Here is a 13,214-nt window from a genome sequence, read left to right on the forward strand (position 1 = left end):
CCTCCTACTATCGTCTATCATCTTGAAAGATCTTTATTATTTTCCTAAACAAAATTGAGAAAACAGTTGATCAATTAAGCTTTCATGAACTGTATCACCAGTAATCTCACCAAGTATTTCCCATGTTCTTGTTAAATCAATTTGAACCATATCAATTGGAACACCGTTCTCAATTGCAGCAATTGCATCTCCAATCGTTTTTCTTGCTTGTGTTAGTAAACCGATATGTCTTGCATTAGAAACATATGTCATATCAGCTGATTCAATTGTTCCTTCAAAGAACAGATCAGCAATTGCTTTCTCTAATTCATCTACGCCTTTTTCTTCAATTAAGGATGTTGTGATAACACGTTTCTCACTCGCTAATTCTGTTACGCGTTCCATCTCAATCTTTTGTGGTAAATCTGTTTTATTTACAATGACAATGAAATCTTTTCCTTGTACAGCACGGAATAGCTCTTCATCTTCATTCGTTAATGGCTCACTATAATTTACTACTATTAATACTAAATCAGCTTGGCTCATCATCTCTTTTGATCGCTCAACACCAATTTGTTCGACAATATCTTCTGTTTCGCGAATTCCAGCTGTATCAATAAGTCGAAGTGGTACACCACGTACGTTGACATATTCTTCAATAACATCACGAGTTGTTCCTGCTATATCTGTTACAATAGCCTTTTTCTCCTGAACAAGACTATTTAATAATGAAGATTTTCCGACATTTGGTCTTCCGATAATTGCTGTTGCAATTCCTTCTCGCAAAATTTTTCCTTGCTTTGATGTTTCCAAAATCTTTTCAATCTCATTTTGAACATGAGTTGCTTTTTCAATTAAAATACGATGTGTCATTTCCTCCACGTCATCATATTCCGGGTAATCTATATTTACCTCAACATGAGCTAACGTTTCTAAAATTTCTTGACGAAGACGACCAATCAATTTGGATAAACGTCCTTCCATTTGATTAATCGCTACATTCATTGCACGATCTGTTTTTGCACGGATTAAATCCATTACTGCCTCAGCTTGAGATAAATCAATACGACCATTTAAAAAAGCACGCTTCGTAAACTCACCAGGCTCAGCTAAACGTACTCCTTGTGCTAAAATCAGTTGCAATACTTTATTTACAGAAACAAGACCACCATGGCAGTTCACTTCTACGATATCTTCACGTGTAAATGTCTTAGGAGCACGCATAATAGATACCATAACTTCCTCAATAACTTGATTTGTATCTAAATCCACAATGTGACCATAATGAATTGTATGAGAAGATACTGCTGTTAAATCTTTTCCTTTAAAAATGCGATTGACCTTCTCAATCGCATCCTCTCCACTTACTCGAACAATGGCAATCGCGCCCTCCCCAAGTGCCGTGGAAATCGCAGCAATTGTATCAAATTCCATGTCCTTTCACCTCACTTGCTTATTTCTCTCTATTTCAACATAATTTTTTCCTTCACTAAACTATTAGGATACCATAATGAACCTATCTACAAAAGAATATTAACTCATTTTATTATGTCCTCATGTAAAAAACACTAAACTTATTCACAGTGGATAAGTTTAGTGTTTTTAGTTATCCACAGCTATTTTTTCGTCAGTCAAATCTGCATATAAACCTCTTATTTTGATACATGAAAACTTGTTAGAACAAACTCATAGAAAAAACCGGTACTCAAATGAGTGACCGGTTATTTGGGAGATATTACAACATGCCGATGCGGATCTTTTCCCTCAGAAGATGTAATAACATTTGGATGATTCGCTAATGCTTGATGGATAATTTTTCTTTCAAAAGAAGGCATTGGCTCTAATACAACATTTTTCTTTGTACTTGCTACTTGTTTTGCTAATCGATAAGCAAGAGATTCTAATGTATCTTTTCGCTTACTACGATAGTTTTCAGCATCAATTGTTATACCAACATATTGCTTTGTACTACGATTCGCAACAAGATTTGTTAAATATTGTAAAGAATTTAAAGTATGACCTCTTTTTCCAATTAAAACACCTACATTTTTTCCAGAAAGAATGAATTCCACATCTCTTCCCTTTACTTTTTTTGTAATCGCTACATCCACTCCCATCGCCTGAACGACATTACGTAAATACTCTTCAGCTTCCTGGACTGGATCTTTTTTTACGATCACCTCTACCACAGCAGGTCGATTCCCAATCAAGCCTAGAAATCCTCGCTTGCCTTCGTCGATAATATTTATATCTACTTGTTCTTTTGAAACTTTTAATTGCCTTAAAGCATCTTGTACTGCCAGCTCGACGGTTTGTCCTTTAGCAGTAATTATACTCACTTGCTTGATCCTCCTGCCTTACTACCCTTAATTTCAGGGCCTTTGATCATATACATTTGAGCGATACCAAAGATGTTACCAACTACCCAGTATAAAGATAATGCTGCTGGGAAGTTAATTGCAAAGATTAAAATCATAATTGGCATAAGCCATACCATCATCGCCATTTGTGGATTCTGTCCAACAGTACCCGTCATTGCAATCTTTTGCTGAATAAATGTTGTAATTGCAGCAACAATAGGAAGAATATAATAAGGATCTGCATGTCCTAAATCAAACCATAAGAAACTGTGTTGCTTAATTTCAGCCGTTCTCATAATCGCATGGTAAAATGCGAATAAAATTGGCATTTGAATAAAAATTGGCAAACAACCCGCTAGTGGATTGACACCATGCTTTTGATATAGTTGCATCATTTCTTGTTGTAATTTTTGTTGTGTTGCTTGATCTTTAGAGCTATATTTTTCTTTCAATTTTACCATTTCTGGTTGCAGTGCTTGCATTGCTTTTGTACTCTTCGTTTGCTTAATCATTAATGGTAATAACGCAAAACGAATAATAAGTGTCGTAATAACGATTGCTAAACCATAATTACTACCAAATAAGTTTGCAAAATACGTGATTAACTGAGAAAGCGGGTATACGAAATATTCATTCCAAATCCCTGTACTTTTCGGTGTAATCGGCTGATTCACTTCACTACAACCTGCAGCAATCGCCATCAAAGCGATAACCATGGCAAGTAAGCCTATCTTCTTTTTCACAGCCTGCTCCTCCTTGTTTCGGTATGTATATAGTGTAATTCATTTTCCCTTTCCTACGCTACTTGTTTGTAATTTTTATCCCTGAACGTTTGAAGGCATGAATTAAGCTTTTCTTAAACTCTTCGTATGTCATCTCTGCACAAGGCTTCCTTGCTATTATAACAAAATCCTTCCCAGAATCTATCTCATCTTTTAATTCTGTAATGGATTGACGAATCATACGTTTAATCCGATTGCGAACTACTGCATTCCCGATTTTCTTACTCACAGAAAGACCGATTCGAAAGTATGGTTGTGTTTCCTTATCTAATTGGTAGATAACAAACTGACGATTGGCACTAGATCTTCCTTTTTGAAAAACGGCCTGAAATTCATCATTTTTTTTAATACGATTCTTTTTCTTCATATCAATTGACACTCCTGTATTTCATCAGTGGAAATTCATTACGGCTAGAAAAAAAGACCACTGATCGTTCAGTGGTCTACGCAGATAATACTTTTCTTCCTTTACGACGACGAGCTGCTAGCACTTTACGTCCGTTCGCTGTGCTCATACGGCTGCGGAAACCATGTACTTTGCTGCGCTTACGTTTATTTGGTTGGTAAGTTCTTTTCATTATATGACACCTCCCTGAGGAATATCTGTTAAAGACAGTCTTATAAATTATAGTTAATTAACTAGGAAAATGTCAATGGTTCTCGAAATTTTCATCAAATATTCACTTTAAATCTATTCACACCTTTTTTCACAAGTATCCCATTCTTTTGTGGATAAATATATTTTTTACTTTTTTATATCCACAAATTATTTTTCGACTTTTACACAGTATATCGTGTTGTGGACAAGTTTATTCCACAAGGTATTGATTTTGTGGATAACTTTCTAAAATTCATTGCTATGGCTACTTTTTTTTGATATTATAGTTGTGTTTTCACCTTGAATAATTTTTACACATTTAAACTTTATCCACAATTTGTGAATAACTTGTGGACAGTTATACTCACATGTGGGTAAACAGTTGTCCACATATGCTATTTTTGTCGAAAACTCTATCTCGTATACAAACAACGTTTTTAGGTTTTAAAATACGTTTCGTATAAATATACATTGAAGTTCAAAGGGGTTGTACATTTGTTGCACAACCTTATTCTTTTATCATGTTCGCAAAGGAGGGACACCCTTGGAAAATATCGCTGATTTATGGAATAGTGCGTTAACGGAATTGGAAAAGAAGGTAAGTAAACCAAGTTATGAAACATGGCTCAAATCAACAAAAGCACATGCTTTAAAAAAAGATACACTAACCATTATAGCTCCCAATGAATTTGCCCGTGATTGGTTAGAATCTCACTATTCAGAGCTAATTTCAGAAACAATTTATGATATAACAGGAGCAAAGTTGAGTATTCGTTTTATTATTCCTCAAAGTCAAACTGAAGAGGAGGTTGACTATCCTCCTGCAAAAGCAAAAAAGATGAATGATGAGTCCAATCATCTGCCACAAAGTATGTTAAATCCAAAATATACTTTTGATACATTTGTTATTGGATCTGGTAATCGTTTTGCTCACGCAGCTTCACTCGCTGTAGCTGAAGCACCAGCGAAAGCATATAATCCCCTATTTATTTACGGGGGCGTCGGACTTGGCAAAACCCACTTAATGCATGCAATTGGACATTATGTGATCGAACATAACCCAAACGCAAAAGTCGTTTATTTATCATCTGAAAAATTTACAAATGAATTTATTAATTCGATTCGTGATAATAAAGCGGTGGACTTTCGAAATAAATACCGAAATGTAGATGTTTTATTAATAGATGATATTCAATTCCTTGCCGGAAAAGAACAAACGCAAGAGGAATTTTTCCATACATTTAATGCATTGCATGAAGAGAGTAAGCAAATTGTAATCTCAAGCGATCGACCACCGAAGGAGATTCCGACATTAGAAGATCGTCTTCGTTCACGTTTCGAATGGGGATTAATTACGGATATCACACCGCCAGATCTTGAAACAAGGATTGCAATTTTACGTAAAAAAGCAAAAGCAGAAGGCCTCGATATTCCAAATGAAGTTATGATTTATATTGCGAATCAAATCGATTCAAACATCCGAGAACTGGAAGGTGCATTAATCCGAGTTGTTGCTTATTCCTCCTTAATTAATAAGGATATCAATGCCGATTTAGCTGCCGAAGCATTGAAAGATATTATTCCTAACTCCAAGCCGAAAATTATTTCCATTTATGATATTCAAAAGGCAGTTGGAGATGTTTATCAAGTGAAATTAGAAGATTTTAAAGCGAAGAAACGCACAAAATCTGTTGCGTTTCCTCGTCAAATTGCAATGTATTTATCACGCGAATTAACAGATTCATCTTTACCAAAGATAGGGGAAGAATTTGGAGGTCGCGACCATACAACGGTTATCCATGCACATGAAAAAATTTCGCGGCTCTTAAAAACAGATACACAACTACAAAAACAAATTGAAGAAATTAATGATATTTTAAAGTAGTAGCTGAATAGTGTGAATAACTTTTCCTGTTTTACGCACAGTCTATCCACATGTAGATAGACTGTTTTTACATCTTTGAACGGGGTTATCCACATATCCACAAGCCCTATTACTATTACTACTACTTTTTATCTTTATTAAATAAATAAAATCTTATACTTACCGGAGGTTTTCACTATGCGTTTTTCAATTCAAAAAGACTATCTTGTAAGAAGTGTACAAGATGTAATGAAAGCTGTTTCCTCTCGCACCACAATTCCGATCCTTACTGGAATTAAAGTTGTAGCTACAGAAGAAGGAGTTACATTAACAGGAAGTGATGCAGATATTTCAATCGAATCATTTATTCCTGTTGAAGAAGATGGAAAAGAAATCGTAGAAGTTAGTCAATCAGGTAGTATTGTTTTACAAGCAAAATATTTTAGTGAAATCGTAAAAAAATTACCAAAAGACATTGTCGAAATTTCTGTCGAAAATCATTTTATGACAAAAATAAAATCTGGAAAATCAGAGTTTAATTTAAATGGATTAGATTCTGCGGAATATCCATTATTACCACAAATCGAAGAACATCATGTATTTAAAATACCAACAGATTTACTAAAACATATGATTCGTCAAACTGTATTTGCAGTATCAAGTTCTGAAACTCGCCCAATCTTGACAGGTGTAAACTGGAAGGTATATAACAGCGAGTTAACTTGTATTGCAACAGATAGTCACAGATTGGCACTTCGCACAGCGAAAATTGAAGGGCATAACATTTCTGATGAATTTCAAGCAAATGTTGTCATTCCAGGTAAAAGTTTAAATGAGTTAAGTAAAATTTTAGATGAGTCTGAAGAAATGGTGGATATTGTTATTACAGAGTATCAAGTATTATTCCGAACAAAACATTTATTATTCTTCTCTCGATTATTGGAAGGGAATTACCCTGATACAACTCGCTTAATTCCTGCTGAAAGTAAGACGGATATCTTTGTCAATACGAAAGAGTTTTTGCAAGCTATTGATCGCGCTTCCTTGTTGGCAAGAGATGGGCGTAACAACGTTGTAAAACTATCAACATTTGAACAGAAAATGCTAGAAATTTCTTCGAATTCACCGGAAATTGGGAAAGTAGTAGAAGAAGTTCAATGTGAAAAAATAGATGGTGAAGAATTAAAAATATCATTTAGTGCAAAATATATGATGGATGCATTAAAAGCTTTAGATAGTACTGAAATTAAAATTAGCTTTACTGGTGCGATGAGACCTTTCTTAATTCGTACAGTAAATGATAACTCCATTATTCAACTAATTTTACCGGTTCGTACTTACTAAAAAGAATGAGGGTTGCTAGTTTTTATGTACTAGCGACCCTTGTTTGATTTTGGGTATTACTTTCCTAATGCTAGTTTATTTAGTACAATGAAAGAATGAACACTTTCAGAAAGTGAGCGATTTTATGAAACGTATTAAAATTTCAACAGAGTATATTACATTAGGGCAATTTTTAAAACTTGCTGATGTAATTGATACAGGTGGAGCTGTAAAATGGTTCTTGCAAGAATATGAAGTGTACGTGAATCAAGAACTTGAAAATAGACGAGGTAGAAAATTGTACGCCAATGATATAGTTGAAATTCCGGGAAACGGAACATTTCAAGTTCAATCATAAAGGGGGAGCCCTTTGTTTATTTCAGAAATACAATTAAAAAATTATCGAAATTATGAAGATTTAAACCTTTCTTTTGAGGATAAAGTCAATGTAATCATTGGTGAAAATGCACAAGGGAAAACAAATTTGATGGAAGCGATCTATGTGTTAGCAATGGCGAAATCTCATAGAACGTCAAATGATCGTGAACTCATCCGATGGGATGAGGATTATGGTAAAATAAAAGGTAGATTACAAAAACGAAATAGTTCCGTATCTTTGGAATTAAATATTTCTAAAAAAGGAAAAAAGGCAAAATTGAATGAACTTGAACAACAAAAGTTGAGCCAATATATTGGTGAGATGAACGTTGTTATGTTTGCCCCTGAAGATTTAAATCTTGTAAAAGGAAGTCCTCAAGTCAGAAGACGCTTTTTAGATATGGAATTAGGACAAATAGCTCCTGTTTATTTGTATGAATTAAGTCAATATCAAAAAGTGCTCACACAACGAAACCATTTGCTTAAGGCAATGCAAGGTAAAAATGAGGAAACGATGTTGGATGTATTTACGCTTCAACTTATTGAACATGGTACGAAAATTCTACAAAAACGTTTTGAATTCTTACATTTACTACAAGAGTGGGCTGCTCCAATCCATCGTGGGATTAGCAGAGGGCTTGAGGAATTGGAAATCGTTTATAAGCCAAGTGTAGATGTATCAGAATCAATGGATTTGTCGAAAATAAAAGAAGTATACTATGAAAGTTTTCAATCTGTGAAACAACGTGAAATTTTCCGTGGTACGACTTTAATTGGTCCTCATCGTGATGATTTACAATTCTTCGTTAATAGTAAAAATGTTCAAGTCTTTGGCTCACAAGGCCAGCAACGAACAACTGCACTATCCCTAAAATTAGCTGAAATTGAATTGATTTATGCAGAGGTAAAAGAGTACCCAATTCTTTTATTAGATGATGTATTATCAGAATTAGATGATTACCGTCAATCACATCTTTTAAATACAATTCAAGGAAAAGTGCAAACATTTGTGACAACGACGAGTGTCGACGGAATTGAACACGAAACATTAAAAAAAGCGAAAACAATTCATGTAAAAAGCGGCACGGTAGATTGTGAAATAGACAGAATATAACTTCTGTTTAAATGGAAAAGTAGGTGATCTTTGTGTCAATGGAACAAAAGGAAATGCAAGCAAACTCATATGATGAAAGTCAAATACAGGTACTTGAAGGGTTAGAAGCAGTTCGAAAACGCCCAGGTATGTACATTGGATCGACAAGTGGAAAAGGTCTTCATCACCTTGTATGGGAGATTGTAGATAATAGTATTGATGAAGCGTTAGCGGGATATTGTGATGAGATTAATGTGGTCATCGAAGAAGACGATAGTATCCGTGTAACGGATAACGGCCGTGGTATTCCAGTTGGTATACAAGAAAAAATGGGACGTCCTGCGGTAGAAGTCATTATGACAGTACTTCATGCTGGTGGTAAATTTGGCGGTGGTGGTTATAAAGTTTCCGGTGGTCTTCATGGTGTAGGGGCATCTGTAGTAAACGCCCTATCAACCGAGTTAGAAGTATTTGTACACCGCGAAGGAAAAATCCACTACCAAAAATATGAACGAGGCATTCCAGTTGCAGATTTAAAAGTAATTGGTGAAACAGATCGCACAGGAACAATAACTCGCTTTAAGCCAGACCCAGAAATTTTTAAAGAAACAACCGTGTATGATTTTGATATATTAGCAACTCGTATGCGTGAACTAGCATTTTTAAATCGTAATATTAAATTAACAATTGAAGATAAACGTGAAAATAAACAGAAGAAAGAATTCCATTACGAAGGTGGAATTAAATCTTATGTTGAACATTTAAATCGTTCGAAGCAGCCAATTCATGAAGAACCAGTATATGTAGAAGGCGCAAAAGATGGGATTCAGGTTGAAGTTTCTCTCCAATATAACGAAGGATATACAAATAATATTTATTCATTTACAAATAACATCCATACGTATGAAGGTGGTACGCATGAGGTTGGATTTAAAACAGCTTTAACGCGTGTGATTAATGACTATGGAAGAAAAAATAATATTTTAAAAGATGCTGATAGTAATTTAACTGGTGAAGATGTTCGGGAAGGTTTAACTGCAATTGTATCCATTAAACATCCGAATCCGCAATTTGAAGGGCAGACAAAGACGAAACTTGGTAATAGCGAAGCGAGAACGATTACAGAGTCTGTATTTTCAGAGGCGTTTGAAAAGTTTCTTCTAGAAAATCCAAATGTTGCACGTAAAATTGTGGAAAAAGGGACAATGGCAGCAAGAGCACGTGTAGCTGCGAAGAAAGCGCGTGAATTAACTCGTAGAAAGAGTGCGTTAGAGGTTTCAAGTTTACCTGGTAAGTTGGCGGATTGTTCTTCTAAAGACCCATCCATCAGTGAAATTTATATCGTAGAGGGTGACTCTGCGGGTGGATCTGCAAAGCAGGGGCGCGATCGTCACTTCCAAGCAATCTTACCGCTTAAGGGGAAAATCATTAACGTTGAGAAAGCTCGATTAGATAAAATTTTATCCAATGATGAAGTGCGTACAATTATTACAGCAATTGGGACAAACATCGGTGGCGATTTTGATATATCAAAGGCCCGCTATCATAAAGTTATTATTATGACCGATGCCGATGTCGATGGTGCACATATTCGTACCCTATTATTAACGTTCTTCTATCGTTATATGCGTCAAATTATTGAACATGGTTATGTATATATTGCACAACCACCATTGTTTAAAGTGCAACAAGGGAAAAAGATTCAGTATGCTTATAACGAAAAAGAACTTGAAAGAATATTGGCCGAGTTGCCGGCGCAACCTAAGCCAAGTATTCAGCGTTACAAAGGTCTTGGTGAGATGAATCCGGCTCAATTATGGGAAACGACAATGGATCCAGAGGTGCGTTCATTATTGCAAGTTTCTTTACAAGATGCAATCGAAGCGGATGAAACTTTTGAAATTTTAATGGGAGATAAAGTTGAACCGCGTCGTAATTTCATTCAAGAGAATGCAAAATATGTAAAAAACCTTGATATTTAAGATAAATAACGACAGGAATCTCAATGTTCCTGTCGTCTATATATAAATCAATGTAATTTGTAACGGAAATGTAAGAGGAGGTGCTGGTTGATGTCAGATAATCAACAACAAGCACGAATTCGAGAGGTTAATATTAGTCAGGAAATGCGTACCTCGTTTTTAGATTACGCAATGAGTGTTATCGTATCTCGTGCATTACCAGATGTGCGAGATGGATTAAAGCCTGTACATCGCAGGGTTTTATATGCAATGAATGATTTAGGTATTACTGCTGATAAAGCGTATAAAAAATCAGCACGTATTGTTGGGGAAGTAATCGGTAAGTATCATCCACACGGTGATTCAGCTGTTTATGAAACTATGGTACGTATGGCACAAGATTTTAGCCAGCGCTATATGCTCGTTGATGGACATGGAAACTTTGGTTCTATTGATGGTGACTCTGCAGCAGCGATGCGTTATACAGAAGCAAAAATGTCTAAAATCTCTATGGAACTATTGCGCGATATTACAAAAAATACAATAGACTATCAAGATAACTATGATGGTTCTGAGAGAGAGCCGGTTGTACTACCTGCTCGTTTCCCTAATTTATTAGTAAATGGTGCGACTGGTATCGCTGTTGGTATGGCGACAAATATTCCACCTCATCAACTTGGAGAAGTAATTGATGGGGTCTTAGCTTTAAGCCGTAATCCTGAGATTACAATCGCGGAGTTAATGGAGTATATTCCAGGGCCAGATTTCCCTACAGCAGGTCTTATTTTAGGGAGAAGTGGAATTCGCAGAGCCTATGAAACTGGGCGCGGTTCTATTACACTACGGGCAAAGGTTGAAATTGAAGAAAAAGCGAATGGACGACAATCCATTATTGTCACAGAAATACCTTATCAAGTAAATAAGGCTCGCCTTATTGAAAAAATTGCAGAATTAGTTCGCGATAAAAAAATTGATGGTATTACAGATTTACGTGATGAATCTGATAGAAGAGGTTTACGAATTGTCATGGAAGTTCGTCGTGATGCAAATGCTAACGTGCTTCTAAACAATTTATATAAACATACGGCCCTTCAAACAAGTTTTGGCATTAATATGCTTTCACTTGTAGATGGAGAACCAAAAGTATTAAATTTAAAACAAACGCTATATTATTACTTGGAACATCAAAAAGTAGTTATTCGTAGACGCACAGCTTACGAATTAGAAAAGGCAGAGGCTCGTGCTCATATTTTAGAAGGTTTACGAATTGCTTTAGATCACCTTGATGAAGTAATTACGTTAATACGTAGTTCGAAAACAGCAGATATTGCAAAACAAGGATTGATAGAGCGATTTGCTTTAAGTGAAAAACAAGCACAGGCAATATTAGATATGCGCTTGCAACGCTTAACAGGATTAGAACGAGAGAAAATCGAGCAAGAATATCAAGAACTATTGAAATTGATTGCTGAGTTAAAAGCAATCTTAGCCGATGAAGAAAAGGTTCTAGAAATTATTCGTGAAGAATTAACAGAAGTAAAAGAACGATTTAACGATGAGAGAAGAACTGAAATTACAATTGGTGGTATTGAATCTATTGAGGATGAAGATTTAATACCAGAGCAAAATATTGCGATTACGTTGACTCATAACGGATACATTAAACGATTACCAGCTTCTACATATAAAACGCAGAATCGTGGAGGTCGTGGTGTACAAGGAATGGGTACAAATGATGATGATTTTGTTGAACACTTATTAACGACATCAACACATGATCATATTTTATACTTTACCAATAAAGGTAAAGTATACCGTACAAAGGGATATGAAATCCCAGAGTATAGCCGTACAGCGAAAGGAATACCGATTATTAATTTATTAGAAGTAGATAAGGATGAGTGGGTCAACGCTATTATTCCAATTCGTGAATTTGGTGATGATCAATTCTTATTCTTTACAACAAAACAAGGGATCTCTAAGAGAACGCCGCTTTCATCATTCTCAAATATTCGTACAAACGGCTTGATAGCCATCTCTCTTCGTGAAGAAGACGAGGTGATTTCTGTACGTTTAACATCTGGTGACAAAGATATTATTGTTGGTACAAGTAACGGTATGTTAATTCGATTTAATGAACAAGATGTGCGCTCTATGGGACGTAATGCAGCCGGGGTAAAAGCTATAACATTAGATGAAGATGATCATGTTGTAGGTATGGAAATTGTCGAAGAGAATATGAATGTGTTAATTGTAACGAAGAATGGATACGGAAAGCGTACACCGATTGAGGAGTATCGCATCCAAAGTCGTGGCGGGAAAGGTTTGAAAACGTGTAATATTACAGAGAAAAACGGCAAGTTAGTAGCAGTTAAGTCTGTAACAGGCGAAGAAGATATCATGCTGATTACGGCAGCAGGTGTTATTATTCGAATGCCAGTTGAACAAATCTCGCAAATGGGGCGTAATACACAGGGTGTACGTTTGATTCGTCTGGAAGATGATCAAGAAGTAGCAACAGTAGCAAAAGCCCAAAAAGAAGATGAGGAAGAAAGCGAAGAAGCTTCTGAAGAATAAGAGAGAGGGGGAATAATCCCTTTCTCTTATTTTTTAGATTCATGCTTGCAAAGTAAAAGAAAAGCCTATATAATAGGCAAAGTCAGCAAATAAAGAAGTAAATGCACTTCAAAAAAATGTTGACGAAAAAAGTATATTATGTTACATTATAAGAGTCGCTAAAACGCGATATTGAACTTTGAAAACTAAACGAAACAAACAACGTGAAACGTCAATTTTTATTTATGATGCTAGACAAACTTTATTGGAGAGTTTGATCCTGGCTCAGGATGAACGCTGGCGGCGTGCCTAATACATGC

At 35.6% G+C, this 13,214-nt stretch carries 11 protein-coding genes; 6 read left to right on the forward strand and 5 right to left on the reverse strand.

Features of this window, described 5'->3' with window-relative positions; all coding sequences use genetic code 11:
* Positions 1 to 36: 36 nt before the first annotated feature.
* From mnmE to rpmH, 5 genes are all read right to left on the reverse strand, one after another.
* Positions 37 to 1,413, reverse strand: coding sequence for a tRNA uridine-5-carboxymethylaminomethyl(34) synthesis GTPase MnmE (gene mnmE, locus MR059_RS10295; RefSeq protein WP_012096469.1), 1,377 nt, complete (start codon positions 1,411 to 1,413; stop codon positions 37 to 39).
* Positions 1,414 to 1,700: 287 nt separating this feature from the next.
* The gene (gene jag / locus MR059_RS10300) at positions 1,701 to 2,318 is read right to left on the reverse strand and encodes an RNA-binding cell elongation regulator Jag/EloR (protein ID WP_012096470.1); all 618 of its coding nucleotides are present in this window, start codon (positions 2,316 to 2,318) and stop codon (positions 1,701 to 1,703) included.
* Positions 2,315 to 3,082 carry a YidC family membrane integrase SpoIIIJ gene (gene spoIIIJ, locus MR059_RS10305; protein WP_012096471.1) on the reverse strand — a complete coding sequence of 256 codons (768 nt, stop codon included), beginning with the start codon at positions 3,080 to 3,082 and terminating at the stop codon, positions 2,315 to 2,317. The genes jag and spoIIIJ overlap by 4 nt, the downstream gene beginning before the upstream one ends.
* A gap of 58 nt (positions 3,083 to 3,140) precedes the next feature.
* Positions 3,141 to 3,488, reverse strand: coding sequence for a ribonuclease P protein component (gene rnpA / locus MR059_RS10310; protein WP_012096472.1), 348 nt, complete (start codon positions 3,486 to 3,488; stop codon positions 3,141 to 3,143).
* Positions 3,489 to 3,564: 76 nt separating this feature from the next.
* Positions 3,565 to 3,699, reverse strand: coding sequence for a 50S ribosomal protein L34 (rpmH, locus tag MR059_RS10315; protein WP_000831901.1), 135 nt, complete (start codon positions 3,697 to 3,699; stop codon positions 3,565 to 3,567).
* Between the two features lie 564 nt (positions 3,700 to 4,263).
* On the opposite strand from rpmH, the gene dnaA reads away from it, so the two are divergent.
* The 6 genes from dnaA to gyrA all read left to right on the forward strand — a co-directional run bounded on the left by dnaA (position 4,264) and on the right by gyrA (position 12,915).
* Complete coding sequence (gene dnaA / locus MR059_RS10320; RefSeq protein WP_048723589.1) at positions 4,264 to 5,604, forward strand: chromosomal replication initiator protein DnaA; 1,341 nt, start codon at positions 4,264 to 4,266, stop codon at positions 5,602 to 5,604.
* A gap of 177 nt (positions 5,605 to 5,781) precedes the next feature.
* Entirely contained in the window at positions 5,782 to 6,927 is a 1,146-nt protein-coding gene (dnaN, locus tag MR059_RS10325; protein ID WP_048723591.1) for a DNA polymerase III subunit beta, read from the forward strand.
* A gap of 124 nt (positions 6,928 to 7,051) precedes the next feature.
* The gene (gene yaaA / locus MR059_RS10330; protein WP_011983150.1) at positions 7,052 to 7,264 is read left to right on the forward strand and encodes a S4 domain-containing protein YaaA; all 213 of its coding nucleotides are present in this window, start codon (positions 7,052 to 7,054) and stop codon (positions 7,262 to 7,264) included.
* 12 nt (positions 7,265 to 7,276) lie between these two features.
* Complete coding sequence (recF, locus tag MR059_RS10335) at positions 7,277 to 8,398, forward strand: DNA replication/repair protein RecF (protein ID WP_011983151.1); 1,122 nt, start codon at positions 7,277 to 7,279, stop codon at positions 8,396 to 8,398.
* Between the two features lie 38 nt (positions 8,399 to 8,436).
* Positions 8,437 to 10,359, forward strand: a complete 1,923-nt coding sequence (gene gyrB / locus MR059_RS10340) for a DNA topoisomerase (ATP-hydrolyzing) subunit B (RefSeq protein WP_048723593.1) — start codon at positions 8,437 to 8,439, stop codon at positions 10,357 to 10,359.
* 90 nt (positions 10,360 to 10,449) lie between these two features.
* A complete protein-coding gene (gene gyrA / locus MR059_RS10345; RefSeq protein ID WP_011983153.1) occupies positions 10,450 to 12,915 on the forward strand; it encodes a DNA gyrase subunit A in 2,466 nt (821 codons plus the stop codon).
* The last annotated feature ends 299 nt before the right edge of the window (positions 12,916 to 13,214 follow it).

The sequence above is a fragment of the Bacillus cereus group sp. BfR-BA-01522 genome, from assembly GCF_022662635.1.
Classification (GTDB): domain Bacteria; phylum Bacillota; class Bacilli; order Bacillales; family Bacillaceae_G; genus Bacillus_A; species Bacillus_A cytotoxicus.

Bases quoted from the DNA above. Each gene is read 5' to 3' on its own strand.
- rpmH (WP_000831901.1), bottom strand. From the start codon at position 3,699: ATGAAAAGAACTTACCAACCAAATAAACGTAAGCGCAGCAAAGTACAT.
- gyrA (WP_011983153.1), top strand. From the start codon at position 10,450: ATGTCAGATAATCAACAACAAGCACGAATTCGAGAGGTTAATATTAGT.
- rnpA (WP_012096472.1), bottom strand. From the start codon at position 3,488: ATGAAGAAAAAGAATCGTATTAAAAAAAATGATGAATTTCAGGCCGTT.
- yaaA (WP_011983150.1), top strand. From the start codon at position 7,052: ATGAAACGTATTAAAATTTCAACAGAGTATATTACATTAGGGCAATTT.
- dnaN (WP_048723591.1), top strand. From the start codon at position 5,782: ATGCGTTTTTCAATTCAAAAAGACTATCTTGTAAGAAGTGTACAAGAT.
- mnmE (WP_012096469.1), bottom strand. From the start codon at position 1,413: ATGGAATTTGATACAATTGCTGCGATTTCCACGGCACTTGGGGAGGGC.
- gyrB (WP_048723593.1), top strand. From the start codon at position 8,437: ATGGAACAAAAGGAAATGCAAGCAAACTCATATGATGAAAGTCAAATA.